General features: G+C 71.8%; 18 protein-coding genes. 14 read left to right on the top strand and 4 right to left on the bottom strand.

Translation table 11 applies throughout. The features are described 5' to 3' along the window. Positions 1-42: 42 nt before the first annotated feature. The 4 genes from ACIRQ7_RS01050 to ACIRQ7_RS01035 all read left to right on the top strand — a co-directional run bounded on the left by ACIRQ7_RS01050 (position 43) and on the right by ACIRQ7_RS01035 (position 6,911). On the top strand, positions 43-2,322 hold the full coding sequence (locus tag ACIRQ7_RS01050; protein ID WP_404258953.1) for an MMPL family transporter: 2,280 nt from the start codon (positions 43-45) through the stop codon (positions 2,320-2,322). Positions 2,323-2,428: 106 nt separating this feature from the next. Beyond that, positions 2,429-3,094, top strand: a complete 666-nt coding sequence (locus ACIRQ7_RS01045) for a hypothetical protein (RefSeq protein WP_404258951.1) — start codon at positions 2,429-2,431, stop codon at positions 3,092-3,094. A 381-nt stretch (positions 3,095-3,475) separates the two neighbouring features. Then, positions 3,476-3,667: a hypothetical protein gene (locus ACIRQ7_RS01040; RefSeq protein ID WP_404258949.1), complete on the top strand. Its 192-nt coding sequence runs from the start codon at positions 3,476-3,478 to the stop codon at positions 3,665-3,667. 124 nt (positions 3,668-3,791) lie between these two features. Beyond that, complete coding sequence (locus tag ACIRQ7_RS01035) at positions 3,792-6,911, top strand: helix-turn-helix transcriptional regulator (protein ID WP_404258947.1); 3,120 nt, start codon at positions 3,792-3,794, stop codon at positions 6,909-6,911. Between the two features lie 19 nt (positions 6,912-6,930). Here the strand turns inward: ACIRQ7_RS01035 and ACIRQ7_RS01030 are convergent, their stop codons facing one another. From ACIRQ7_RS01030 to ACIRQ7_RS01020, 3 genes are all read right to left on the bottom strand, one after another. Next, positions 6,931-7,119 (bottom strand): DUF6191 domain-containing protein, encoded by a 189-nt coding sequence (locus ACIRQ7_RS01030; protein WP_404258945.1) that lies wholly within the window; start codon positions 7,117-7,119, stop codon positions 6,931-6,933. A gap of 66 nt (positions 7,120-7,185) precedes the next feature. After that, entirely contained in the window at positions 7,186-8,373 is a 1,188-nt protein-coding gene (locus ACIRQ7_RS01025) for a PQQ-dependent sugar dehydrogenase (protein WP_404258943.1), read from the bottom strand. A gap of 269 nt (positions 8,374-8,642) precedes the next feature. Further along, positions 8,643-9,680 (bottom strand): aldo/keto reductase, encoded by a 1,038-nt coding sequence (locus ACIRQ7_RS01020; protein ID WP_404258941.1) that lies wholly within the window; start codon positions 9,678-9,680, stop codon positions 8,643-8,645. Positions 9,681-9,769: 89 nt separating this feature from the next. Between ACIRQ7_RS01020 and ACIRQ7_RS01015 the strand changes: the two genes are divergently transcribed. From ACIRQ7_RS01015 to ACIRQ7_RS00980, 8 genes are all read left to right on the top strand, one after another. Next, complete coding sequence (locus ACIRQ7_RS01015; protein ID WP_401463319.1) at positions 9,770-10,732, top strand: 2-hydroxyacid dehydrogenase; 963 nt, start codon at positions 9,770-9,772, stop codon at positions 10,730-10,732. Positions 10,733-11,036: 304 nt separating this feature from the next. Next, on the top strand, positions 11,037-13,979 hold the full coding sequence (locus ACIRQ7_RS01010) for a putative bifunctional diguanylate cyclase/phosphodiesterase (RefSeq protein WP_404258939.1): 2,943 nt from the start codon (positions 11,037-11,039) through the stop codon (positions 13,977-13,979). A 210-nt stretch (positions 13,980-14,189) separates the two neighbouring features. Next, on the top strand, positions 14,190-16,058 hold the full coding sequence (locus ACIRQ7_RS01005) for an acetolactate synthase large subunit (RefSeq protein ID WP_404258937.1): 1,869 nt from the start codon (positions 14,190-14,192) through the stop codon (positions 16,056-16,058). A gap of 44 nt (positions 16,059-16,102) precedes the next feature. Beyond that, entirely contained in the window at positions 16,103-16,627 is a 525-nt protein-coding gene (ilvN, locus tag ACIRQ7_RS01000; protein ID WP_401463325.1) for an acetolactate synthase small subunit, read from the top strand. Between the two features lie 149 nt (positions 16,628-16,776). Further along, positions 16,777-17,775: a ketol-acid reductoisomerase gene (gene ilvC, locus ACIRQ7_RS00995; protein ID WP_401463327.1), complete on the top strand. Its 999-nt coding sequence runs from the start codon at positions 16,777-16,779 to the stop codon at positions 17,773-17,775. Positions 17,776-18,008: 233 nt separating this feature from the next. After that, complete coding sequence (serA, locus tag ACIRQ7_RS00990) at positions 18,009-19,601, top strand: phosphoglycerate dehydrogenase (RefSeq protein ID WP_401463329.1); 1,593 nt, start codon at positions 18,009-18,011, stop codon at positions 19,599-19,601. 290 nt (positions 19,602-19,891) lie between these two features. After that, positions 19,892-20,932, top strand: a complete 1,041-nt coding sequence (locus tag ACIRQ7_RS00985) for a PRC and DUF2382 domain-containing protein (RefSeq protein WP_404258936.1) — start codon at positions 19,892-19,894, stop codon at positions 20,930-20,932. 380 nt (positions 20,933-21,312) lie between these two features. Then, positions 21,313-21,924 carry a TetR/AcrR family transcriptional regulator gene (locus tag ACIRQ7_RS00980; RefSeq protein ID WP_404258935.1) on the top strand — a complete coding sequence of 204 codons (612 nt, stop codon included), beginning with the start codon at positions 21,313-21,315 and terminating at the stop codon, positions 21,922-21,924. 448 nt (positions 21,925-22,372) lie between these two features. Here the strand turns inward: ACIRQ7_RS00980 and ACIRQ7_RS00975 are convergent, their stop codons facing one another. Continuing rightward, positions 22,373-23,755, bottom strand: coding sequence for a PucR family transcriptional regulator (locus ACIRQ7_RS00975; protein WP_404260037.1), 1,383 nt, complete (start codon positions 23,753-23,755; stop codon positions 22,373-22,375). A gap of 258 nt (positions 23,756-24,013) precedes the next feature. Here ACIRQ7_RS00975 and ACIRQ7_RS00970 point away from each other — a divergent pair, with 258 nt between their 5' ends. Then, positions 24,014-24,940 (top strand): proline dehydrogenase family protein, encoded by a 927-nt coding sequence (locus tag ACIRQ7_RS00970; protein WP_404258933.1) that lies wholly within the window; start codon positions 24,014-24,016, stop codon positions 24,938-24,940. 50 nt (positions 24,941-24,990) lie between these two features. Next, complete coding sequence (gene pruA / locus ACIRQ7_RS00965) at positions 24,991-26,622, top strand: L-glutamate gamma-semialdehyde dehydrogenase (protein ID WP_401463337.1); 1,632 nt, start codon at positions 24,991-24,993, stop codon at positions 26,620-26,622. Positions 26,623-26,769: the final 147 nt, after the last annotated feature.

Below are 26,769 nucleotides of genomic sequence, written 5' to 3'. Positions count from 1 at the left end.
CCGGGAGTTATCGACGCACGACCCGGGAAGCAGACGAGGTCCGTGACCGCTCTGGCTCGGTGGTGTCTCCGGCGCCGCATCGTGGTGATCGTCCTGTGGCTCGCCACCTTCGCGGGGGTCGCCGTCGCCGCGGGCCTGATGGGCTCCGCGTACTCCGACAACTACGAGGTCCCCGGCACCGAGTCCGGGCAGGCGTCCGCCCTGCTGGCGAAGGGCTTCCCGGGACAGTCCGGCGACAGCGACACCATCGTGTGGCACACCGGATCCGCGACCGTGCGCTCCGGCCCGGTCGAGAAGACGATGACGCGCACCCTGGAGGAGATCTCCCGCCTCCCCGGCGTCGCCGGGATCCACAGCCCCTACGACCGGCGGGGCGCAGGCGGGATCAGCGAGGACGGGCACACCGCCTACGCCTCCCTGGGCTTCGACGCCCCCACCGACCAGCTGGACGCGGGCGAGGTCCGGCGGGTCGTCGACACCGCGCAGGCCGCCGCCGGCGACGGTCTGCAGGTCGAACTGGGCGGCGCCGGGATCGCGCTGACCGAGGCCCCACGCGCCCAGCTGCCGGAAATCATCGGGCTCTGCGCCGCCGCCGTCGTCCTCTTCCTCGCCTTCGGGTCGCTCGCCGCGACCTTCCTGCCGATCATCACCGCGCTCGCCGCCGTGGGCACCGCGTCCGCCGGCATCACCCTGCTCGGCCACGTCATGACCGTCGCCGACTTCGCGCCGATGCTCGGCATGCTCATCGGCCTCGGCGTCGGCATCGACTACGCGCTGTTCATCGTGACCCGGCACCGCAAGGGCCTGCGAGCCGGGCTGCCGGTCCAGGAGGCCGCGGAACGCGCCGTCGCGGTGTCCGGGCGCGCGGTCGTCTTCGCCGGCGCCACGGTCTGCATCGCCCTTCTCGGCATGCTGATCCTGCGGCTGGACTTCCTCAACGGCGTGGCCCTCGCGGCGTCGCTCACCGTGGTCCTGACCGTCGCCGCCTCCATCACCCTGCTGCCCGCACTCCTCGGGCTGATCGGCACGCGGGCGCTGAGCCGCCGCGAGCGCCACCGGCTCGCCACGAGCGGGCCGCGTCCCGAGTCGCCCACCGGCATCGCCGCCCGCTGGTCGGGCTTCGTCGAACGCCACCCCAAGCTGCTCGGCCTGACCGCCGCCGCCGTCATGCTCGTCCTCGCGCTGCCCACCCTCGGCCTGCACCTGGGCACCTCCGACCAGGGCAACAACCCGGCCACCTCCACGACCCGGAAGGCGTACGACCTGCTGGCCGGAAGCGGTGACACGGGCGGCGGCCGGGGCGACGGCAGCGAACCGTCCGGAGCCGGGTTCGGGCCCGGCTCCAACGGCCCGCTGACGCTCGTCGGGAGCCCGGACAACGCCCGCGAACGGCGCGCCTTCGACGCGCTCCCGCACACCCTGCGAAGCGTCTTTGGCGTCGCCCGGGTCAGCGGGCCGCAGATCAACAAGAGCCGCGACACGGGGGTGATCACGGTCGTCCCGACCAGTTCCCCGCAGTCCCAGCAGACCTCCGACCTGGTGCGACGCCTCCGCCACGACGTGCTGCCACCGGCCACCGCCGGCACGGGGCCGGACGTGCACGTCGGCGGGATCACCGCCGGCTACGACGACTTCGCCTCCGTCATCGTCGGCAAACTCCCGCTCTTCGTCGGCGTCGTCATCGCCCTGGGCTCCGTCCTGCTGCTGCTCGCCTTCCGCAGCATCGGCATCCCGCTCAAGGCCGCGGTGATGAACGTCGCGGCCGTCGCCTCGTCCTTCGGAATCGTCATCGCGATCTTCCAGTGGGGGTGGGGGAGCGAGCTGCTGGGGCTGGGCAGCGCGGGCCCGATCGAACCGTTCCTGCCGGTCATCATGGTGTCGGTGCTCTTCGGCCTCTCCATGGACTACCAGGTCTTCCTGGTCAGCCGGATGTACGAGGAGTGGCAGCTGACGCACGACAACCGCCGGTCGGTCCGGGTCGGTCTCGCCGAGACCGGCCGCGTGATCAACTCCGCGGCCGTCATCATGATCGCGGTGTTCGCCGCCTTCATCCTCAGCGGCGACCGGATCATCGCGATGTTCGGCATCGGCCTGGCAGCCGCCGTCGCCCTGGACGCCTTCGTCCTGCGGACGCTCCTGGTGCCCGCCCTGATGCACCTGCTCGGCGGCGCCAACTGGTGGCTGCCGGCCCGGCTGGACCGCCTGCTGCCCCGGATCAGCATCGAACCGCCGCCGGACGAAGTGGTTCCGCACCGCCCGGACGTGTCCCCGCACGGCCTGCCCGGCCCGCGCGACGAGGACAAACCGCTGGTCAACGCCTAGAGAGCAGGATGCGCCGGTGCGCGGAGGGCCGACGCCGAGAGGCCTGCCTCATGGCTCTCATCCGACTCTCATCGGACTCTCATCCGGGGCACCTACGGTCGCGACCATGGGAACCAGGACGACCGAAAAGCGAACCGACGACGAGAAGGTGCCGGCCCAGGCCGACGCCGAGGGCGCAACGAAGGTGGACGCGACCACCAAGGCCGATCCGGGCACCACGTCCGCCGGGTCCGCCGGGCCGGAGGACACGGCCCCCGCCGGCGACACGAAGAGCGCCACGACGGACGCCCGCGACGAGACCGCCGACCTCGATGACGACGCCGTCGACGACGCCGACGCCGAGGGCCCCGACCAGGACGTGGCCGCACGCTCCACCGGCGCGGTCGCCGCGGGCGCCGGCGCCGTCGTCGCCGCGGGACTGGGCCTCGCCTCCGTCACCGGCACCTGGCTGGGCACGCTGATGGCCGAACGGCAGACCCTGATGGGTCAGATCAAGCTCCAGTCGGGCAAGGCCACCGATCAGATCTCCGCCGTCTACGGCACCCCCTGGCACACCACCGCCCTGGTCAACGGCACCTTCGCGCTGCTCGCCGTGATCGTCTCCGCGGTGGTCCTGACCAAGCCGCGCGCCACCTGGGTGCGCGCCGTGGCCTGGGGCGCGCTGGCGCTCGGCGTGCTCGGCATCCTCATCTCCGCGGGCATGTACCTCGACCTCTTCGGCAGCCTGCCCAGCATCCCCAAGGGAGCCGGCGCCGGCGGACCGGCCGCCTGAGGCGGCCGACCGCACGCCTGAAGCCAGGGCCTGTCCGCAAAGTCCCGTCGTTCGTCCGTAGAGGCGGACGGGGCTTTGCGGACAGGCCCTTGGGGCGTCGGCACCGGAACCTGAGTACTCAGCGGCCGGGCCGGCGCCCCACCTACTGATCCGAAGGACCCGCCCTAAGGCGTTCACGAGCAGCCGTCCCCTCCCTGAGGCATGCCCGCCGGTATTTCTAAGGCACCGCGGCCGCGAAGATCGGGCACTCTCCCGATGTGGCACACCCCCCTCGGCGACGAGGCTTGAGCCCATCGACACACCGTCGAGTCACCAAGCCGTCGAGTCAGCACGCAGCACGTCACTGACTCGTCACGTCATTGCCGACAGGGAAGAGACACCGTGTACACCTCCGAGATCGAGATGCGGATCCGCTACGAAGAACTGCGCCGTGAGGCCGACCGCCGGCGCCTGGTGCGCGAGGCGACCGCCGGAGCGCGCACCCGCCGCCACGCCGAGGCCCGCTCCGGGGCGGACGAACCGGGAGGGCGGGTGAGGAGCCGGTGGACGCGGGCGCGGCGCGCCACCGCCTGAGCCGGGGGCCCGCATGCCACCCCCGCAGTCCGTACCACCCGTCGCCCGGCCGCAGGTGCTCCCCGCACCGGGCCGGGCGTTTCGCCTGCTGAAATCGGGTGCCGGATTGTCAGACGCCTGTGCGATGCTCACCAGCGTGGAGACCAGGTCCGTCAGTCCCGTGTTCGTCGGCCGCGCGGCCGAACTCACCGCGCTGCGTGACGCGCTCGCGCGTGTCACCGCGTCCGGCGCCCCGCAGGCGCTGCTGATCGGGGGCGAGGCCGGTGTCGGCAAGACCCGGCTCATCGAGGAGTTCACCGAAGCCGCCCGCGCCGAAGGCGCGTTGGTCGCCCTCGGCGGCTGCATCGAGATCGGGTCCGAAGGCCTGCCCTTCGCGCCCTTCTCCGCGATCCTGCACACCCTGAACTGGCACCTGCGCGACGAACTCGCCGCAGCCGTGGCCGGCCAGGAGGGCGAACTCGCCCGCATCCTGCCCGAATTGGGCGAGACGGCCGGCGAGTCGCACGGCGAGGAGACCGGCCGCGCCCGGCTCTTCGAGCTGACCGCCCGCCTCCTGGAGCGGCTCGCCGCCCACCGCAGCGGCGGCCCCCGCGTCATCGTCGTCGTCATCGAGGACCTGCACTGGGCCGACCGCTCCACCCGTGAACTGCTCGCCTACCTCCTGCGCTCACTGCACGACGCCAACGTCCTCCTCGTCGCCACCTACCGCTCCGACGACATCCACCGCCGCCATCCGCTCCGCCCCTTCCTCGCCGAGATCGACCGGATGCGTACGGTCCAGCGCGTCGAGCTGGACCGCTTCAACCGCGCCGAGGTCCGCTCCCAGATCGCCGGGATCAATGGCGCCGACCCCGAAGAAGCCACCGTCGACCGCGTCTTCGACCGCTCCGAGGGCAACGCCTTCTTCGTCGAGGAGCTGGCCCGCAGCCTCTCCGACGGCTGCCTGCACGGCCTCAGCGACCCGCTGCGCGACCTCCTGCTGGTGCGGGTCGAGGCGCTGCCCGAGGACGCCCAGCGCGTGGTGCGCACCGCCGCCGAGGGCGGCTCCACCGTCGAACACGAACTCCTCGCCGCCGTCTGCCGGATGCCCGAGGACGACCTCATCGAGGCCCTGCGGGCAGCCGTCGGCAGCAACGCCCTGGTGCCGACCCAGGACGGCACGGGCTACCGCTTCCGGCACGCCCTCGTCCGCGAGGCCGTCGTCGACGACCTGCTGCCCGGCGAGCGCACCCGCCTCAACCGCCGTTACGCCCAGGCCCTGGAGGCCGAGCCGGGCCTGGTCCGCTCCGACGTCTGCGCCGCCCGCCTGGCGAGCTACTGGTACAAGGCCCATGACGCCGCCAAGGCGCTGCCCGCCGTCCTCGCCGCCTCCGTCAAGGCCCGCCGCCGCCACGCCTACGCCGAACAGCTGCGGCTGCTCGACCGCGCCCTGGAACTGTGGGACGACGCCCCCAAGGAGGTCCGCCATGGCGTGCGCCCGGTCGATCTCACCGAGGCGTATCCGGCCTGCGGCGACGACGACACCGGCGAGGCGCTGCGCTTCCTCGACCTGCTCGCCGAGATCACCGTCGCCGCCCGCCTCTCCGGCGACAGCGAGCGGGCCTTCACGATCACCAAGCGCGCCCTGCGGGCCCTGCGCGAGGAGAGCGACCCCCTGCGCACCGCCTGGTTCCTGGTGCAGCGCTCCCGCATCGTCCAGGGCACCGGCCGCGGCGACGGCTGGGAGGACCTGGGCAAGGCGCAGGAGCTGATGCGCGGCCTGCCGCCGTCCCCCGTGCACGCCACGGTCCTGGCCACCGTCGCCAGCTGGGCGGTGCTGCACGAACCGGGCCCCGGCACCTTCGCGACCGCCGAACGCGCCGTGGAACTCGCCAAGTTGGTGGGCGATGAGGAGGCCGAGCTGAACTCCCGGGTGACCCTGGCAGGCCTGCGCGTCGACGCCGGCGAGGTCGAGGCGGGCATCACGGACCTGCGGGCCGCGCTGGACCTCGCCCTCGACCGCGGCTACCACGCCGTCATCGCCCGCGGTTACGTCAACCTCCCCTCCACCCTGGAGGGCGTCGGCCGCTCCCGCGAGGCCGTCGAGGCCGCCGAGCGCGGTGTCGAGCTGACCACCCGCTACGGCCTCAAGACCAGCACCTGCTGGGTGCAGGGCAACCGCGCCGAATCGCTGCAGTCGCTCGGCCTCTGGGACCAGGCCGCGGAGGCCGCCGCCGACGCCCGACGCCTCGCGCAGAACACCCGGTCCATCGCGCTGGCCACCAACCGCCTCATCGACCTCGCCATCGGCAAGGGAGAAATCGCCCTCGCCGAGCAGCAGTTGGCCGTCGCCCAGCAGCACTACGGCACCCACGACCCGCAGCCGCAGCACGCCATCCCGATGTCCCGGCACGCCCTGTGCATCGCCGCCGCGCAGGGCCGGATCCTGGACGCCCGCAGCATCCTCCAGCAGAGTCTGGACTCCGGCTTCCCGCCCGGCACCCAGCGCTACGCCTGGCCGCTCCTGTGGTCGGCCACCACCGCCGAAGCCGATGCCCGTGGCCTGCCCGCCGCCGGACCGGGCCGTGCGGCAGTCCTGACCCGCATCAGGGAAGCCGCCAAGTGCCTGCCCCGGCTCTCCCCGGTCTGGGATGCCTACGGCCTCGCCGTCGACGCCGAACTCCTGCGCGCCGAAGGCCGGGAGACCCCGGACGCCTGGGCCCGCGCCGTCGCCGCCTTCGACCCCCTCCAGCGCCCGCACGAACTCGCCCGCGCCTGCTACCGCTGGGCCGAATCCCTGCTGCACGGCACCGAGCGCGCCACCACCGGCCTGGGCGGCCGCACCCCGCGCGAGGCCGCCGTACTCCTCCTCGCGCAGGCCCACACCGCCGCCGCGCGCATGGGCGCCCACCCCCTGACCGGCGAACTCGAACTCCTCGCCCGGCGGGCCCGCGTCCCGCTCCCGGGCCTCTCGGCGACCACCGTCCCCGTGGCGTCCGGTGACCCGACCCCGGCCGACGCCCCGGGCGGCTCACCGGCCGCCCCCGCCGAGGAGCTGGGCCTGACCCCGCGCGAGCGGGACGTCCTGCGCCTGGTCGCCGAGGGCCACAGCAACCGCCAGATAGCCGACACCCTGTTCATCTCGCCGAAGACGGCCAGCGTCCACGTCTCGCACATCCTCGCCAAGCTGGGCGTCTCCGGCCGTGGTGAGGCGGGCGCCGTCGCCCACCGGCTGCGCCTGTTCGGCGAGCCGACGGTCGGCTGACGGCGCGGGCGGCCGGGCCTCAGCCCGCGTCGTCCGGGGCGTCCCTGGCCGGGCGCGCCTTGACGACGACCGTGCCCGAGGACAGGTCGATCGGGCCGGTGCCGGGATCGGCGTCCCCCACATCGTCGACGACGAGCGACATCTTCTGCCGCTCCTCCTCCGTGTGCTGACGGCCGGGTGCGAACAGTTCTTCGGCAACGTTGAACATCAAGCCCCCAATCGAGTGACCTGCCCCCCTGGTACCCGAGTGTAGGCAGGCCACGCGAAAGAGGGATCAGGTCACCTTGAGCCGGAGAATCCGGTCATCTCCGCCGCGCACCTCGCCCCGGCCGTCCGTATTGCTGGTGACCAGCCACAACACGCCGCCACCCGCCGAGACGACCGTCCGCAGCCGCCCGTACTTCCCGTTCAGGAAGGCCTGCGGGGCCGCCACCGGCTTCGTCCCGTCCAGCGGGATCCGCCACAGCCGCTCGCCCCGCAGCCCCGCCATCCAGAGCGAACCCTTGGCGTACGCGATTCCGCTCGGCGAGGCGTCCGCGGTCTTCCACTGCGCGACCGGGTTCACGAACCCCGCGTCCGCGGCGCTCCCCTTGCCCTCGACCTCCGGCCAGCCGTAGTTCTTCCCCGGCTCGATCAGATTCAGCTCGTCCCAGGTGTCCTGCCCGAACTCCGAGGCCCACAGCCGCTTGGCGCCGTCCCAGGCCAGGCCCTGCACATTACGGTGGCCGTAGTCGTAGATCACCGAATCCGCCGACGGATTGCCGTGCACCGGTTCGCCGTCCGGCGTCATCCGCAGGATCTTGCCGCCCAGCGACTTCTTGTCCTGCGCCAGCCCGGTGTCCGAGGTCTCGCCCGTCCCGGCGTAGAGCATCTTGTCCGGGCCGAACGCGATCCGGCCGCCGTTGTGGATCTGCCCCTTGGGAATGCCCTTGAAGACCGTGTCGGGCTGGCCGAGCTGCACCCCCTTCGGCCGCTGCTCGTCGTAGAGCATCCGCGCGATGCGGTTGTCGGTCTCGGTGGTGAAGTACGCGTAGATCAAGTGGTCGGTGCCGAACGTCGGGGACACCGCGAGTCCCAGCAGCCCGCCCTCGCCGCCCGGCTTCACACCCGGCACCGAACCCAGCACCGTCTTCTTCCCGCCATCGGCGGCGACCCGGATGATCTCCCCGGTGTCGCGGGAGGCGACCAGCAGATCACCGCCCGGCAGCACCGCCACGCCCCACGGCGACTTCAGGCCGGTGGTGAGGGTGGCGGTCACCTTCACCGACCCCTTGGCGGGCGGCGCCGGTGACGCCGTCGACGACGGGGCGGCGCTCCCCGAGCCGGGTGAGACACCCTCGCCGGGGCGCTCGGCCGTGGCCGCGGCCCCGCCGTTCGACGTCGGCGCGCCGCCGGAGGAGCAGCCGGCCGCCAGAAGCAGCGAAGCGGCGGCCAACACGGCGGTCCGGGAACGGTGTTGCACGGCAGGGTCCTCTCGTCGGCAGGCGTGGACAAGGACACCACATCGCACCGCCCGGCGCCGCGCCTTCCCCGGTCCCCGGGGGGTGTCGGCAACGTCCCGTCGGCGCCCACGGGCGGGCTCGCGGCAGTGGTCCTCCGCGTTCACGGCGCTCACCCCGTCCCGGCGCGTCATCTGACGACATCACCGGGCCTGGCCACCGCCACCCGCCATGATCCGGCGCGGGGCGGCCGGCCGCGAGCCGGACGGCGGGCCCCGGCGGCATCACGCGTTCAGTACCAGGACCCCAGGGCCGGCGGCAGCGCCGCGATCTCCGCCAGGTCCGCGCCGTCCAGCCGCAGCTGAGCCGCTTGCGCGTTCTGCACCGCCCAGCGTTCCTTCTTCGTCCCGGGCACCGCGACCACGTGCCGCCCCTGCGCCAGCACCCAGGCCAGGGCCACCTGCCCCGGCGTCGCGCCGTGCCGGGCGCCGACCCGCCGCAGCCCCGCCACCACCGGCTGGTTCGCCGCCATCATCTCGGCGGTGAAACGGGGATGCCGGGCCCGTAGGTCCTCCGGTTCGAAGCCCTGCCCCGGGGTGAGGGTGCCGGTCAGATAGCCGTTCCCCAGCGGCATCGCCGCCAGGAAGCCCACCCCGCGCGAATCGCACCACGGCAGCAGCTCCTCCAGCGCGTGCGCCGACCACACCGACAGCTCGGCCTCCACACTGCTGACCGGGAACACCTGCTGGATACGCTCCAGTTGGCGCAGCGTCCCGTCATGCATCCGCGACCGGGGACGCGCCCCACCGGCCGGCTGCCGCTCCGTACGGGCGGCCCGCGGCGGCCGGACCGCCCGTGCGCCCACCGCGCACAGGCCCAGCGACCGCACCTTCCCGGCCGCCACCAGCTCCGCCATCGCGCCCCACGTCTCCTCGATGGGCACCTCGGGGTCCGCGCGGTGCAGCTGGTAGAGATCGATGCAGTCGGTCTGCAGCCGGCGCAGCGACGCGTCACAGGCCCGCTTCACATAGCCGGGCCGCCCGTTGGCGACGATGTGCTGCTCGCCCACCAGCAGCCCGCACTTGGTCGAGACGAAGGCGTCCCGCCGCCGTTCCTTCAACGCCCGGCCCACCAGCAGTTCGTTGGTGAAAGGGCCGTACATGTCGGCGGTGTCCAGCAGGCTGCAACCCTGGTCGAGCGCGGTGTGCACGGCCCGCAGCGAGGTGTCCAGGCTCCGCTGCGAGGCGGTGTAGCCCCAGCTCATCGGCATGCAGCCGAGTCCGATGGCGCCCACTTCGAGCGCTGCCGCACCGATTGTCCTGCGCTCCACCTGATTGTGCCTCCGTCCCCTCGCCCCCGATCAAGGGCCGCACCCAAACTAACGTCTGAACCGAACGCCACTTCGCATAGCCTCTGACCATGGCTTCTTCAGACCCGCGCGCAGACGTGCCCGACGTGTGGCTGCCCATCCCGCCCGACGAGATCGACGGTCTGCCCGACGGACTCCACTACGTCCACTGGGACGCGGGGCCGGAGTATCCCGCCGACCCCGAGCGCTGCGTCTTCTACGGCGTCCCCTACATGAAGAGCCCGGAGACCTGCCTGCGCCCGCTGTCGCGGATGAGCCGGGTGCGGGTCGTACAGACCCTGACCGCCGGCATCGAGCACATGCTGCCCGCACTGCCGGAGCTGCCGTCCGGTGCCGAACTGTGCAACGCTCGGGGGCTGCACGACGCCAGCACCGCCGAACTCGCGCTCACCCTGACCCTGTCGGCGCTGCGCGGCATCCCCGACTTCGTCCGCGGCCAGGATGCGGGGGAGTGGCGGCAGGGCTTCCAGCCGGCACTCGCCGACAAGTCGGTGCTCATTGTGGGCTACGGTTCGATCGGCAGTGCCATCGAGGACCGGCTCACTCCCTTCGAGTGCGCGCGGGTGGCGCGCATCGCGCGCACCGCTCGTGAGACTGTGCGCGGTCCCGTGCATCCACTCTCCTCCCTGTCCGCCCTCCTGCCCGATGCCGACGTCGTCGTCCTGGCCACCCCGCTCACCGAAGACACTCATGGCCTGGTGGGACGGGATTTCCTGGCGCGCATGAAGGACGGCGCACTCCTCGTCAACATCGCGCGCGGCAAAATCGTCGACACCCAGGCGCTGCTCGCCGAGTTGGAAGCGGGACGGCTGCGCGCGGCACTCGATGTGACCGACCCGGAACCCCTGCCGGCCGGTCACCCGTTGTGGCACGCTCCGGGCGTGCTCATCACTCCACACGTCGGCGGCCCCAGCTCTGCCTTCCTGCCCCGCGCGAAGCGGCTGCTGCGTGATCAGTTGGCGCTTTTCGCGGCCGGCGAGCCCCTGCGGAACGTGGTCGCCACGGCCCGCTGAAACGCTTGCGGGTAGCGCTACGAGGCCGTACGACTGCATGGGGTGTTCGCAATCCCGCAGGTAGTCACGCTCCGTAGAGAGACTATGTCCCTGAGTGACGGAACTGGTGTATCGTCCCGATCGGGGGCCGCGCCACGCTGCAAGCGACGCGGTGCGAAGGATCCGGAACTCGAGGGGGGCGACGGGCGATGTACGGCCGATGGACGAATCGCGAGACGCGCGATCCACGAGCGCCCGCGGGAATACCGTTGGACCCCAAGGTGCGCCGACCACGATCGCGCGCATCGACGAGCGGGAGAGAACGGTGAGCGCCCCGGGGGCGGTGCTCTCACGGTCACCCGCGCCGACCGGCGGCCCGGCCGGCGCGCTGCCCCAGATCGCGCTGGCCGGCATCTGCGGCGGCTATGCCGTCGGCGCCGCTTTCGGCTGGGGATCCGCCGAAGTGGCGCTGTTCATGGGGGACTTCGGTCTCAGTGTCGCGGCCCTCGTGGCGGCCGTCTCCTGCGGTCTGTACGCCCGCAGGCACCACAGCCGCTTCCGTCCGGCGTGGATACTGTTCGCCGCCTCGTCCGCGATGGCAGGCATCGGCAACGGCATCTGGGGCTGGTACGAAGTGGTCCGGCGGACCGCCGTGCCCAGCCCTTCCCTCGCCGACTTCTGCTTCCTGCTCTTCGCGCCGCCCGCCATCGTCGGCCTCCTGGTGCTGGCCAAGCGGCCGGTGACACGGGCCGGCTGGATCTGCCTCGGGCTGGACGCCTGGCTGATCGGCGGCTCGCTGCTCACCCTCTCCTGGAGCCTGGCGCTCGCGCACACCAGCCACCTCCAGGGCCGCAGCGTGGCCCAGGCGGCCTTGTCGCTCGCCTACCCGCTGCTGGACATCGTGCTGGTGAGCATGGTCCTCGCGCTGCACTTCAAACGCTCCTCCGTGCACCGCTCCGCCGTCAACACCGCCATCGCCGCACTGGCGTTGACCGTGTTGTGCGACGCCCTGTTCAGCTCGCCGCTGCTGCGCGAGCACTACCGCTCCGGCCAGATCCTGGACGCCGGCTGGTTCGCCGGTTCGATACTCCTCGCGTACGCCCCCTGGGTGGCCCGCCGCACGGCCCCCGGCGACGAGGACGTCCAGCGCGTCGGCGACGACTTCGAGCGCGCCGCGCGCCGCGCCCAGCCGCACGGCAGCCGCCCCATCGCGGGCTCGCTCGCCGCCCTGACCCCGTATCTCGCCGCCGCCGTCTGCACGTTGGGCATCCTGACCAACGTCCTGGACGGCCGGCGCCTGGACCGCGTGGTGCTCTTCACCGGCTGCACGGTCGTGCTCGCCCTCGTCATCCGCCAGGGCATCATGCTCCTCGACAACATCACCCTGACCCAGGAACTCGCCCAGAAGGAGAACCACTTCAGGTCCCTGGTCCAGGGGTCGAGCGACGTCATCATGATCGCCGCCCCGACCGGCGTGCTGCGCTACGTCAGCCCCGCCGCCGCCGGCGTCTACGGCCGCGACGCCGAGGAGCTGGTCGGGTCCGAGCTGGCGACCCTGATCCACCCCGAGGACCTGGGGCGGGTCGTCCATGAGGTCCGCAGGTTCCTCGCGGCCTCGCCCGAAACCGAACCGACCACCCGCATCGAATGCCGCTTCCGGGCCGGCGAGCAGCGCTCCGGCGGCGACGGCTGGCTCAACGTCGAGTCCACCGTCAACCGCCACCACGGCGGCCTGATCTTCAACTCCCGGGACGTCACCGAACGCGTCCGCCTGCAGGCCCAGCTCCAGCACAACGCCTCGCACGACGCCCTCACCGACCTCCCCAACCGCGCGCTGTTCACCGAACGCGTCAGCAAGGCCGTCACCGGCCGCCGCTCCACCGACCACGACACCGCCGTGCTCTACATCGACCTCGACGGCTTCAAGCAGGTCAACGACACCATCGGGCACCAGGCCGGCGACGAACTGCTGGTGCAGGCCGCCCGCAGGCTCGGGGAGTCCGTGCGCTCGGGTGACATAGCGGCCCGGCTGGGCGGCGACGAATTCGCCGCGCTGATCACCGGTGACGGCACCCGCGACCAGGCCGCCCGCGAGTTCCGCATCCACGAGATCGCCGACCGGCTGCGCATCAAGCTCTCCGAGCCGTACCCCATCGACGGCCGGCAGGTCCGGGTCGCGGCCAGCATCGGCGTCGCCTTCGCCGAGCCCGGGGTGACCCCGGCCGGCCTCCTGCGCAACGCCGACGTCGCGATGTACCGCGCCAAGCAGGCCGGCAAGGGCCGGGTGGAGCTGTACGCCCCGCAGATGCAGGCCGAGGTGGCGCACCGCGCCGAACTCGCCACCAAGCTCCGTACGGCCCTGCACGAGGGTGAATTCGCCCTGCTGCACCAGCCGGTCGTGGAGCTCGCCAGCGGCCGCGTCACGGCCGTTGCCGCGCATGCCCGCTGGCGCTCCGCGCAGGGCATCCTGTTCACGCCCGCCGAGTTCCTCCGGGTCGGCGAGCGCGGCCGGCCGGGCGAGGAGGCCGACCGCACCGCCGAGCTGGGCCGCTGGCAGCTGGAGGAGGCCGTCGAGCAGGCCGCGCTGCGGCATCACGCCGGGCATCAGGCCCCGGTCGCCGTCCGGCTCTCCGCCCGCCGGCTGCTGGACGCCGACCGGAAGGGGATGTCTCCCAAGATGATCGAGACGCTCCTCGCCCGGCACGGCCTCCCCTCGGGCGCGCTCGTGCTGGAGCTGTCCGAAAGCGACCCCCGGATTCCGCTGGACGAGCTGGAGCGCCGGCTGGTCGCGCTGCGCCGGCTGGGCGTACGCATCGCCCTCGACGGTTTCGGCAGCGGTTACGCCGCCATCAGCGCGCTGCGCCGGCTCCCCATCGACGTGCTGCGGCTGGACCGCGGTCTCGTCGACGGCGTGGTGGAGTCCGCCCGGCTGCACAAGATCACCGCGGGGCTGCTGCGGATCGCCTCCGACCTCGGCATGAAGTCCGTCGCGGACGGTGTCGATCTGCCCGAACAGGTCCTCGCGCTGCGCTCCATGGGCTGCACCCACGGCCAGGGCATGGCCTTCTCCGGGCCGCTCGACGAACACCGGCTGCGGCGCGCCCTGACGCTCGGCGCGTACCCGGTGCCGGAGGCGGCGGGCGGGAGCCGGGCGGTGGTGCTCAGCGGCAGTGGCCTGCCCGTCCGGCACGGCGGCGCGGCGGGTCCGGATTCGCTCACCCATCCGCCATTGCGCTCAAATAGTGAGACCCCTGTCCCACCCACTTGACACTCATAGCGCGCCGGGGGGAAGGTCAGTGCCATGCGCACCCGAATTCTCGTACTTGGAAAGCGCGTCGGCTGAAGCCGGGCCCCTGACGAAGCCCAGCTCACTCCCCCCGACGCGCTCCCCTCGCTTGCCATACGGCACGAGGGGTTTTTTGTTGCACAGCAACCTCACAAATCCCGTCAAAACCCTCAGCTTCGAGAAGAGACGCAGATGACCGAGCAGGCCTCCGGGGCCCACCATCCGCAGCCGCGGGCCCGTAACTCCGGCGGAACGCAGGCGCCCGCCGCCGTCGAGCACGTCACGGGTGCGCAGTCCCTCATTCGTTCGCTCGAGGAGGTCGGGGCCGACACCGTGTTCGGCATCCCCGGCGGTGCGATCCTTCCCGCGTACGACCCGATGATGGACTCCTCGAAGGTCCGGCACGTGCTGGTGCGGCACGAGCAGGGCGCGGGGCACGCGGCCACCGGTTACGCCCAGGCCACCGGCAAGGTCGGGGTGTGCATGGCGACCTCCGGTCCCGGTGCCACGAACCTCGTCACCCCCATCGCCGACGCCCACATGGACTCCGTCCCGCTGGTCGCGATCACCGGTCAGGTCGCCTCCGCGTCGATCGGCACGGACGCCTTCCAGGAGGCGGACATCTGCGGCATCACGATGCCGATCACCAAGCACAACTTCCTCGTCACCGACCCGGCCGAGATCCCGCGGACGATCGCCGAGGCGTTCCACATCGCCTCCACCGGCCGTCCCGGCCCGGTCCTGGTCGACATCGCCAAGGACGCGCTGCAGGCCAAGACCACCTTCGTCTGGCCGCCGCACACCGAGCTGCCCGGCTACCGCCCGGTGACCAAGCCGCACGCCAAGCAGATCCGCGAGGCCGCCCGGCTGATCGTCGAGTCCAGGCGCCCGGTGCTCTACGTCGGCGGCGGCGTGATGAAGGCCGGCGCCACCGCCGAGCTGAAGGTGCTCGCGGAGCTGACCGGCGCGCCGGTCACCACGACCCTGATGGCGCTGGGATCGTTCCCCGACAGCCACCCGCAGCATGTCGGCATGCCCGGTATGCACGGCGCGGTCACGGCCGTCACCGCCCTGCAGAAGTCGGACCTGCTGATCACCCTCGGCGCCCGCTTCGACGACCGCGTGACCGGCAAGCTGGACTCCTTCGCGCCGTTCGCCAAGGTCGTGCACGCCGACATCGACCCGGCGGAGATCGGCAAGAACCGCGCCGCCGATGTGCCGATCGTCGGTGACGCCCGCGAGGTCATCGCCGACCTGATCGTCGCCGTCCAGGCCGAACACGAAGCGGGCCACCGCGGCGACTACAGCGCCTGGTGGAAGGACCTCAACCGCTGGCGCGACACCTACCCGCTGGGCTACGACCTGCCGGAGGACGGCAGCATCTCCCCGCAGCAGGTCATCGAGCGGATCGGCAAGCTCGCCCCCGCCGACACCATTTACGCCGCGGGCGTCGGCCAGCACCAGATGTGGGCCGCCCACTTCATCGACTACGAGCAGCCCTCGACCTGGCTGAACTCCGGCGGCGCCGGGACGATGGGCTACGCCGTTCCCGCCGCGATGGGCGCCAAGGCCGGTCAGCCCGACCGGATGGTCTGGGCGATCGACGGCGACGGCTGCTTCCAGATGACCAATCAGGAACTCGTCACCTGTGCGCTGAACAACATCCCGATCAAGGTCGCGATCATCAACAACGGCGCGCTGGGCATGGTCCGCCAGTGGCAGACGCTGTTCTACAACCAGCGTTACTCCAACACCGTGCTGCACAGCGGTCCCGAGGACGGCGTCGCCGCCCCGGGCAAGTCCAGCGGCGGCACCCGCGTCCCGGACTTCGTGAAGCTGTCCGAGGCCATGGGCTGCGTCGCGATGCGCTGCGAGGACCCGGCCGAGCTGGACGCGGTCATCGCCAAGGCCAACGCCATCAATGACCGCCCGGTCGTGGTCGACTTCATCGTCCACGAGGACGCGCAGGTGTGGCCGATGGTCGCCGCCGGCACCTCCAACGACGAGGTCATGGCCGCCCGGGGCGTGCGTCCCGACTTCGGCGACAACGAAGACGACTGAGCCCAGGACGTCACGGACGCACGGAAGAAGAGAGAAGACCGACCATGTCCAAGCACACCCTCTCCGTCCTGGTGGAGAACACGCCCGGCATCCTGGCCCGGATCGCCGCCCTGTTCTCCCGCCGCGGCTTCAACATCGACTCCCTCGCGGTCGGTGTCACCGAACACCCCGACATCTCCCGCATCACCATCGTGGTCAACGTCGAGTCGCTGCCGCTGGAGCAGGTCACCAAGCAACTCAACAAGCTCGTCAACGTCCTGAAGATCGTCGAGCTGGAGCCGGGCCACGCCATCCAGCGTGAGCTCGTCCTCGCCAAGGTCCGCGCCGACAACGAGACCCGGTCGCAGATCGTCGAGATCGTCCAGCTCTTCCGCGCCAAGACCGTGGACGTCTCCCCGGAGGCCGTCACCATCGAGGCCACCGGATCCAGTGACAAGCTGGAGGCGATGCTGAAGATGCTGGAGCCTTTCGGGATCAAGGAGTTGGTGCAGTCCGGCACCATCGCCATAGGGCGCGGCGCCCGGTCCATCACGGACCGTTCGCTGCGGGCCCTGGACCGTACGGCCTGATCCACCCCCCGGTCCCTTCCGGACCGCCCGGCGCCGTGCCCGGCCGGCACGGCGCCACCCCCCCGTTCGCATGGCGAGACCCGCGAACCTTCACCACCACGCCCGACGTACTGTGTGGGCAACCAGCTAGATCCAAGGAGATACCCGAAGTGGCCGAGCTGTTCTACGACGACGATGCCGACCTGTCCATCATCCAGAACCGCAAGGTCGCGGTCATCGGGTACGGAAGCCAGGGCCACGCCCACGCCCTGTCCCTGCGTGACTCGGGTGTCGATGTGCGCGTCGGTCTGCACGAGGGCTCCAAGTCCAAGGCGAAGGCCGAGGAGCAGGGCCTGCGCGTGGTGACGCCCGCCGAGGCTTCGGCCGAGGCCGACGTCATCATGATCCTGGTGCCGGACCCGATCCAGGCGAAGGTCTACGAGGAGTCCATCAAGGACAACCTCAAGGAGGGCGACGCGCTCTTCTTCGGCCACGGCCTGAATGTCCGCTACGGCTTCATCAAGGCCCCCGAGGGCGTCGATGTGTGCATGGTGGCCCCCAAGGGCCCCGGTCACCTCGTGCGCCGCCAGTACGAAGAGGGCCGCGGCGTGCCGTGCATCGCGGCCGTCGAGCAGGACGCCACCGGCAAGGGCTTCGCGCTGGCGCTCTCGTACGCCAAGGGCATCGGTGGCACCCGTGCGGGCGTCATCAAGACGACCTTCACCGAGGAGACCGAGACCGACCTGTTCGGTGAGCAGGCCGTGCTCTGCGGCGGCGCCTCCGCGCTGGTCAAGGCCGGCTTCGAGACGCTGGTCGAGGCGGGCTACCAGCCCGAGATCGCGTACTTCGAGTGCCTCCACGAGCTGAAGCTGATCGTGGACCTCATGTACGAGGGCGGCCTGGAGAAGATGCGCTGGTCGGTGTCGGAGACCGCCGAGTGGGGCGACTACATCACCGGTCCGCGGATCGTGAACGACAACACCAAGGCCGAGATGAAGAAGGTGCTCGCCGAGATCCAGGACGGCACCTTCGCCAACAACTGGATGGCCGAGTACAACGCCGGTCTGCCGAAGTACAACGAGTACAAGAAGGCCGACGAGAACCACCTCCTGGAGACCACCGGCAAGCAGCTGCGCAAGCTGATGAGCTGGGTCGACGACGAGGCCTGAGCCCAGGGGACGACGCGGCGCCGCCTCGTGCGGCGCCGCGTTGTCCACCGCGTAGAACACGCACGGGTGATCCTTACGCTTCGGCGCAGGACGCTCCCTGAACCGCCACTACACTCAACACCACAAGCGCGTCAGGCTCACAGCGTCGTGCGTCTTCCACGCGGCTGCCCCCTTCACCGCCTTCGGCCGTCGGGACGGCCGTCCGCGAAGGACTAGTGAGGACTGAAGACCACGTGAGCTCGAAACCTGTCGTACTGATCGCCGAAGAACTGTCGCCCGCCACCGTCGACGCTCTCGGTCCGGACTTCGAGATCCGGCACTGCAACGGCGCGGACCGCGCCGCCCTGCTCCCCGCCATCGCCGATGTCGATGCCATCCTCGTGCGCAGCGCGACGAAGGTCGACGCCGAGGCCATCGCCGCCGCGAAGAAGCTGAAGGTCGTCGCCCGTGCGGGCGTGGGCCTGGACAACGTCGACGTGCCCGCCGCCACCAAGGCCGGCGTGATGGTCGTCAACGCCCCGACCTCCAACATCGTCACCGCCGCCGAGCTCGCCTGCGGTCTGCTGGTCGCCACGGCCCGCAACATCCCGCAGGCCAACACCGCCCTGAAGAACGGCGAGTGGAAGCGCAGCAAGTACACCGGTGTCGAGCTGAGCGAGAAGACCCTCGGCGTGGTCGGCCTCGGCCGGATCGGCGTCCTGGTCGCGCAGCGGATGTCCGCCTTCGGCATGAAGGTCGTCGCGTACGACCCCTACATTCAGCCGGCCCGCGCGGCGCAGATGGGCGTCAAGCTCCTCACCCTCGACGAGCTGCTGGAGGTCGCGGACTTCATCACCGTCCACCTCCCCAAGACCCCCGAGACGGTCGGTCTGATCGGCGACGAGGCGCTGCACAAGGTCAAGCCCTCGGTCCGGATCGTGAACGCCGCGCGCGGCGGGATCGTGGACGAGGCGGCGCTGGCCACCGCGCTGAAGGAGGGCCGGGTCGCCGGCGCCGGCCTGGACGTCTACACCTCCGAGCCCTGCACCGACTCGCCGCTCTTCGAGTTCGACCAGGTCGTCGCCACCCCGCACCTCGGTGCCTCGACGGGTGAGGCGCAGGAGAAGGCCGGTATCTCGGTCGCCAGGTCGGTGCGCCTCGCGCTCGCCGGCGAGCTGGTGCCGGACGCGGTCAACGTCCAGGGCGGCGTCATCGCCGAGGACGTCAAGCCGGGTCTGCCGCTGGCCGAGCGGCTCGGCCGGATCTTCACGGCGCTGGCCGGCGAGGTCGCGCTGCGGCTCGACGTCGAGGTCTACGGCGAGATCACCCAGCACGACGTCAAGGTGCTCGAACTCTCCGCGCTCAAGGGCGTGTTCGAGGATGTCGTGGACGAGACGGTGTCCTACGTCAACGCCCCGCTGTTCGCGCAGGAGCGCGGCGTCGAGGTGCGGCTGACGACCAGCAGCGAGTCGCCCGAGCACCGCAACGTCGTAACCGTGCGCGGCACGCTCGCGGGCGGTGACGAGGTGTCGATCTCCGGCACGCTCTCCGGCCACAAGAACACCCAGAAGATCGTTGCGGTGGGCGAGCACTCCATCGACCTGGCGCTCGCCGACCACATGGCGTTCCTGCGCTACAGCGACCGTCCCGGTGTCGTCGGCACCGTCGGAAAGATCCTGGGCGAGGCGGGCATCAACATCGGCGGCATGCAGGTGTCGCGCGCCGATGTCGGTGGCGAGGCGCTGGTCGCGCTGACCGTCGACGACACGATTCCGCCGAGCGTGCTCACCGAGATCGCCGAGGAGATCGGCGCGACCTCTGTGCGCGCCGTGAACCTCGGCGACTGATTCTTCGGTTTTCGCAGGTCAACGGGCCCGTTCTCCGCTTCGGCGGGGTCCGGGCCCGTTTGCGTGCGCTCGTGGCGGTGGCGGTCGCGCCGCCCGGCGGAGTGGGTGAGCGGTCAACAATTCACCCGAATGGCGTAGTGACCGGTGAGGGCACGGAGCCCGCCATCACCCTAATGGCGGCGCCGGAGCCCGCTCGGCGCCTGTCTCCCGACTCGCTCAGGGGGTTTTCGCGGCGCGCAATGGGAACTGCGCGTGCCCCTGCCGGCGCGTGCGGAAGGAGAAAAGACGCCATGAATGCACCCCTGGGTGACACCCCTCAAGACCTGACAGGCATGAATGTGGTCGATGAGGACGGCGCGAAGGTGGGCTCGGTCCAGCAGGTCTACCGTGACGACGCCACCAACGCCCCCGAGTGGATCACCGTGCGCACCGGGCTGTTCGGGATGAAGGAAACCTTCGTACCGCTCGCCGGGGCGCGCCGGGCGGGCGACGAACTGCGCGTTCCGCACGCCAAGGACACGATCAAGGAAGCACCCCGGATCGATGCCGACGGACACCTCGACCCGTCCGAAGAGGCGCAGCTCTACCGCCACTACGGGCTGACCCGTCCGGGAACCACCGCCGGCGACACCACCACACGATCCGACACCGTCACCTCGACCGGCACGACCATGGCCGGCGGCGCGGCCGCCGGTGGTGCGGCGGGCCTCGCGGCGAGCGGCGCCGGCGGCAAGGGAGGCGCAATGGGAGACACCACACAGTCCGGCCGTATGCCGGAGGGCGAGCGGAACAAGCTGGTCACCGAGCGCACGGAACGCACGGACCGGCCGATGGCCGGGGCGGGTGCGGGCGCCGGAGCCGGGAAGATGGCCATGTCGCGCGGCCGGGACGAGGACGACGCCCGGACCAAGGAGCAGAACCCGGAGATCCTCCTCTCCGAGGAGCGGATGCAGATCGGCACCGAGGAGCACGAGAGCGGCCGGGCCCATCTGCGCAAGCACGTGGTCACCGAGGACGTGCACCGCACTGTCCCGGTCAGTCACGAGGAAGTGCGGATGGTCCGCGAGCGGATCACCGAGGACGAGCGGATGACGGGCCGTACCGCGCCGAAGCTCGGCGAGGGTGAGGTCGAGGTCGTCCTGCACGAGGAAGAGGCGGTGGTCAGCAAGAAGACCGTGCCGGTCGAGCGGGTGCGGCTGGAGACCGAGCGGGTGACCGAGCAGAAGGAGATCGACACCCAGATCCGCAAGGAGGAGCTGGAGTTCGACGACGGACTGCACACCGGCAAGGGCGACCTGAAGAAGGGGCAGGGGCCGGACCGGCGCCGGTGACCCGGGTGCGGCGTCCCACCCGGGGGAGCGGCGGAGGGCCCGGCTGAAGGGGCCGTCCGCCGCACGCCCCGCCCGGCCGCTGCGAGCGCCCTGTCCCGGCGCGGCCGGCCCGGTCCTCCCGGCGCATTCGCGCGAGGGCCGGGCCCCTTGGTTCCCGGGCCCGACGGGCGAGGGGCCGGCGGGTAGGCGTGCGGCGTGCGTGACACGTACGCCTCTGCGCGCTCCGCGCGGCTGCGCCATGCCGTGACGCTGCGCCATCCGTGATTCTGCGGTTCTGCGGTTCTGCGAATCCGGGATTCCGGGATCCGAGATTCTGGTTTACACGTACGTCTAAAACATCCGTCTGGTACGGGCGTATGGCGCGGCGCTAGTCTGGCCCCATGGGACACCGCGAAGATCTTCTGGCCGGCGCCAAGCAGTGCCTGCTGGAGAAGGGGTACGCGCGCACGACCGCCCGCGACATCGTCGCCGCATCCGGCGCCAACCTCGCCTCCATCGGATACCACTACGGCTCCAAGGACGCCCTGATGCGCAAGGCGCTCATCGCTTCCATCGAGGAGTGGGGCGCGGGCGTCGACCACGGCGGTGACCGGGCCGTCGCCGAGGCCGAACCACTGGACCGCTTCGCCGCCACCTGGGACCGGATCCTGCAACAGATCGCCTCCGAGCCGCAGTTCATCGCCGCCCAGCTTGAGGTGCTGGGTCTGCTGCCGCGTGACGCGGCACTGCGCGAGGCCATCGGTGAGGCGCATCCGCAGGGCGGCGAGGGGCTCGTCGCGGTCTTCGAAGGCGTCCCCGACACCGAGGTGGGTCCCGAGGCGGCGCGCGTCGTCGGGCCCTTCTACCAGGCCCTGCTCACCGGCTTGATGGTGCAGTCCCTGATCTCCCCTGACGCGATGCCCACCGGCCGCGACCTGGCCACCGCGCTGCGCCGGGTCACGGCGGGCGAGGTGCTGGGGCACGAGAAGGGGGCGGGCGAGGAGGTGCGGTGACGGCGGGCGGCACACCGGCTCCCGACCGGCCGCACGCCGGTTCCCGACCGGCGGATCCTGCCCCGCCGCAGGGCAGGCGGGGCCCGTCCCCTGCGGTGTGCGGCCGGGTGAGCGGCGCCAGGTGCCCACCGACCGGCTCACCGCGGAGTTCGGCCCACACCTGGGGGAGCGACGGACGGTCCGCACGGCACCTGGTCCACCGGGCGGTGCGCACGGCACCTGGTCCACCGGGCGGTGCGCACGGCACCTGGTCCACCGGGCGGTGCGACCACCTGGAGCGCCCGGGACGTACGGGGCGGACACCGGGCAGGGCGACGGCGGACCGGCCGGCCGGGCGCCGGATCACGGTTTCACCCTGACCGTGTGCCGCCTCGGGAACCCGGCCGTGCCGGTGGCCGCCGTCGCGTTCACCTGAGTCCTTCGGCGGGATGGCCGGACGCCGCCCGTCTCACAGTCGTGCGGCCTTCAATCCCATGTGCAGCAGCAGTCGGTCCTCGCCCTCGTTCAGGTCGAGGCCGGTCAGCTTCTCCACCCGGCCCAGGCGGTAGTAGAGGGTCTGGCGGTGGATGCCCAGCAGCTGTGCGGTGCGGCCCGCCTGGCCGGCGCAGTCGAGGAACGTCTCGGCGGTACGGGCGAGTTCGGCGTGCGCGGGCGCCAGCAACGGGGCGAGCGCCGCGTCGGGTTCGGTGTCCGGCAGCGCGGTCAGCAGGCGGTAGGAGCCGATCGTGTCCCACTGGGCGACGGTGCCCAGCCGCGGCTCGGCACGGGCCGCGCGTGCGGTGTCCAGGGCCTCCTGCCAGCTGTCCGGCAGCCCGGCCAACTCGCCCGTGGCGCTGCCGATTCCGGCGGCGCCGGGGCGGGGCGGGGCGGATCCGGTGGCCCCGCCGCCGGAACGCGACGCGGTGCGCGGCGGGCGGGTCCCGGCGGCGGCCGGTACGGCGCCGGCGCGCGGGGAGCGCAACAGTTGCTCGGCGACCGTATGGGCGGGGGCGAGCGAACCGGGCGACCGCAGCCGCACCAGCGCGGCCAGCGCGGGCGCGGGCTCCGGCGGATACGAGGTGCCGCTTGAGCCCTCCGCGCCGGCCCCGCCACCGGTACGGCCGTCGCGCCCGGGGCCGGCCCCTGCCGCCGCGTCCGGCGCGTCGTCGGGGAGGCCGCCGCCGGCCGGCAGGGCGCAGGCCGCGAGCAGGCCGGGCAGATTCGGCAGCGGCGCGGCGTCGGTGTCGGTGATGTCCCAGGGCAGCACCGCGACCACGGTGAGCGGCGAGCCCGGGGTGAAGCGCAGGCCCTCCCGCAGCGCGTCGCCGAGCGCGGCCGCGGCCGGCGGCCGGCCGGCCCGTCCGGCGAGCAGCAACTCCCGTAGCAGGTCGCCGAGTTCGGAACCGGCGCGGGCCTCGTCCGCCAGCTGCGCGCCGATCCGGGCGGCGGTCTCCATCGCCTGCGCGATCCGGGGGTCGGGCTCCGTGCCCTGGCCGCCCAGCGCCAGGTGCGTCAGGTGCCCGTCGTCCAGCAGCCAGACGTAGCCGTGCACGATGCCGCCATGGCGTACGGGCAGACAGATCCGGCCCTTGAAGACACCGGCCGCGGGGTCCGGCGGAATGCGCAGTGCCGTCTTGGCGCGGGCGATCCCGAACGCCTCGAACCAGGCGCGTACCGCCGCCGACGACCGCCGCTGCAGGATCGACCGGGTGCGTACCGGGTCCATGACCTCGTCGTCGTCACCCTCGTGCGCCCCGAACGCGATCAGCCCGAAATCCCGGTCCTCCAGGGTGGCCGGCGCGCCGAGCGCCGCCGAGATCTCGTCCACGAGCTGTTGGTAGTCGCCCCGCATCGCGTGCTCGGGCCCCTCTCCCTCTCGCACCACGGCTGACACCTGTGTCACGGGCGTCACTCACGCGGCTGCCGTCACTTCACTTCCGCCACTCTCCCTCATTCTCATACATCTGTCTGAGATCCCGGCCACGAAGGCGTGACAGCTGTCGATGGCAGGAAGATGGCGAGATCCTTAAGTTTCAGGTGGCTCACCTTGCCGTTGCGCCCGCCCCCGGCGCCCGCCCGGCATTCGTCATCCTGAATCGTGGAGGTGCCCATGCTGGGTCCCGTGCTCCTCGCCGCCGCGCGCAGCGACAGCATCCGCCGCCTTGTCGCGGCCGCTCCGGTCACCCGCCCCGTGGTGGACCGTTTCGTGGCCGGCGAGCGGCTCGACGAGTCCATGACCGCCGTACGGTCGCTGGCCGCACGCGGCATGGAGGTCACCCTCGACCACCTCGGCGAGGACATCACCGACCCGGCCGAGGCGCTGCGCAACCGCGACGCCTACCTCCAGCTGGCCGAGGGGCTGCGGGCCCAGGGCTTCGGCGAGCGGGCCGAGATGTCCGTCAAGCTCTCCGCCTTCGGGCAGGCGCTGCCCGGCGGCCACGAGCTGGCGCTGAAGAACGTCACCCCGGTGGTCGAGGCCGCGGCCGAGGCCGGCACGACCGTGACCCTCGACATGGAGGACCACACCGCGGTCGATTCCACCCTCGCGATCCTCGCCGAGCTGCGTGCCCGCTTCCCGCAGACCGGCGCGGTGCTGCAGTCCTACCTCTTCCGTACGGAGGACGACTGCCGGGCCCTCGCCGGGGAAGGCTCCAGGGTGCGGCTGGTCAAGGGCGCGTACAACGAGCCCGCGACCGTCGCCTACCAGGACAAGCGGGAGGTCGACAAGGCCTATGTGCGCTGCCTGAAGATCCTGATGGCCGGGCAGGGCTACCCCATGATCGGGTCCCACGACCCGCGGATGGTGGCCATCGGCCAGGAGCTGGCGCACCGCAACGGCCGCAAGCCCGCCGAGTTCGAGTTCCAGATGCTGTACGGCATCCGGGAGGCCGAGCAGGAGCGGCTGGTGGCCGAGGGGCACCGTATGCGGGTGTACGTCCCGTATGGGACAGACTGGTACGGGTACTTCATGCGGCGGCTCGCCGAGCGCCCCGCCAACCTCGCGTTCTTCCTGCGGTCGCTCGCCAGCCGCGGCTGACCGCACACGACAACCGACGATCGATCGAATTCGAAGGAGACACGGCCGCTATGGACGCTGTGACCCAGGTCCCCGTGCCGGTTAACGAGCCGGTCCACACCTACGCCCCCGGCACCCCGGAGCGTTCCCGTCTGGAGGCCAAGCTCAAGGAGCTGGCCGGCAACCCGATCGAGCTGCCGATGACCATTGGTGGCGAGCGTCGGCTGGGCGGTGGCGAGCGCTTCGACGTCGTGCAGCCCCACAACCACGCGGCCAAGCTCGGCACGTACGCCAACGCCACGGTGACCGACGCCCAGGAGGCGGTCGACGCCGCGCTGGCCGCCGCTCCCGCCTGGCGCGAGATGGCCTTCGACGACCGCGCCGCGATCATCCTCAAGGCCGCCGACCTGCTCTCCGGCCCCTGGCGCGAGACGCTGGCCGCGGCCACCATGCTCGGACAGTCCAAGACCGCGCAGCAGGCCGAGATCGACACTCCCTGTGAGCTGATCGACTTCTGGCGCTTCAATGTGCACTTCGCGCGCCAGATCCTTGCCGAGCAGCCCCCGGTGAACTCCCCCGGCGTCTGGAACCGCTCGGACCACCGCCCCCTTGAGGGCTTCGTCTATGCGATCACGCCCTTCAACTTCACCGCGATCGCCGGCAACCTCCCGACCGCGCCCGCTCTCATGGGCAACGTCGTCGTCTGGAAGCCGTCCCCGACCCAGACCCTCGCCGCCGTCCTGCTCATGCAGGTGCTGGAGGAGGCCGGGCTGCCCAAGGGCGTCATCAACCTCGTCACCGGCGACGGCAAGGACGTCTCGGAGGTGGCCCTGAACCACCCCGACCTGGCGGGCATCCACTTCACCGGTTCCACCAAGACCTTCCAGTACCTCTGGAAGACGGTCGGCACCAACATCGAGAAGTACAAGACCTACCCGCGTCTCGTCGGCGAGACCGGCGGCAAGGACTTCATCGTCGGCCACCCCTCGGCCGACCGCGCCGTGCTGAAGACCGCCATGACCCGTGGCGCCTTCGAATTCCAGGGCCAGAAGTGCTCCGCGGCCTCCCGCGCGTACGTCCCGGCCTCCCTCTGGAACGCCGGTCTCAAGGAAGAGTTCGCCGCCGAGGTCGACTCCCTCTCCATGGGTGACGTCAGCGACCTCACGAACTTCATGTCCGCCGTCATCGACGAGCGCTCCTTCGCCAAGAACAAGGCGGCGATCGACCGCGCCAAGGCCGACCCGACCGTCGAGGTCGTCGCCGGCGGCACGTACGACGACAGCGAGGGCTACTTCGTCCGCCCGACGGTCCTGGTCTCCACCGACCCGGAGAACGAGATCTTCAAGGACGAGTACTTCGGCCCGATCCTCGGCGTGTACGTCTACGAGGACGCCGAGTACGACGCGATGCTGGAGCAGATGGAGTCCGCGTCGGCCTACGGCCTGACCGGCTGCGTCATCGCCCAGGACCGCGCCGCCGCCGCCCGCACCTGCGAGAAGCTGCGCTTCGCGGCCGGCAACTTCTACATCAACGACAAGCCCACCGGCGCCGTCGTCGGCCAGCAGCCCTTCGGAGGCGGCCGCGCCTCCGGCACCAACGACAAGGCCGGTGCCAAGCAGAACCTGATGCGCTGGACCTCCACCCGCTCCATCAAGGAGACCCTGGTCCCGCCGACGGACTACCGCTACCCGCACATGGGCTGAGGCCCGCGCGGACGACGGCGGGGGGGGGGGGGGGGGGGGGGGGGGGGGGGGGGGGGGCGCCGGCCCGCGGGGGGGGCCGCCCCCCGCCCCCCCGCCCCCCCCCCCCACCACCGCCAAACAGCAAAGGAGGCGCGCGGGCGCCGCGGG

Source organism: Streptomyces sp. NPDC101393 (assembly GCF_044767385.1).
Taxonomy (GTDB): Bacteria; Actinomycetota; Actinomycetes; order Streptomycetales; family Streptomycetaceae; genus Streptomyces.
This window is presented reverse-complemented; position numbering and strand designations above follow the sequence as displayed.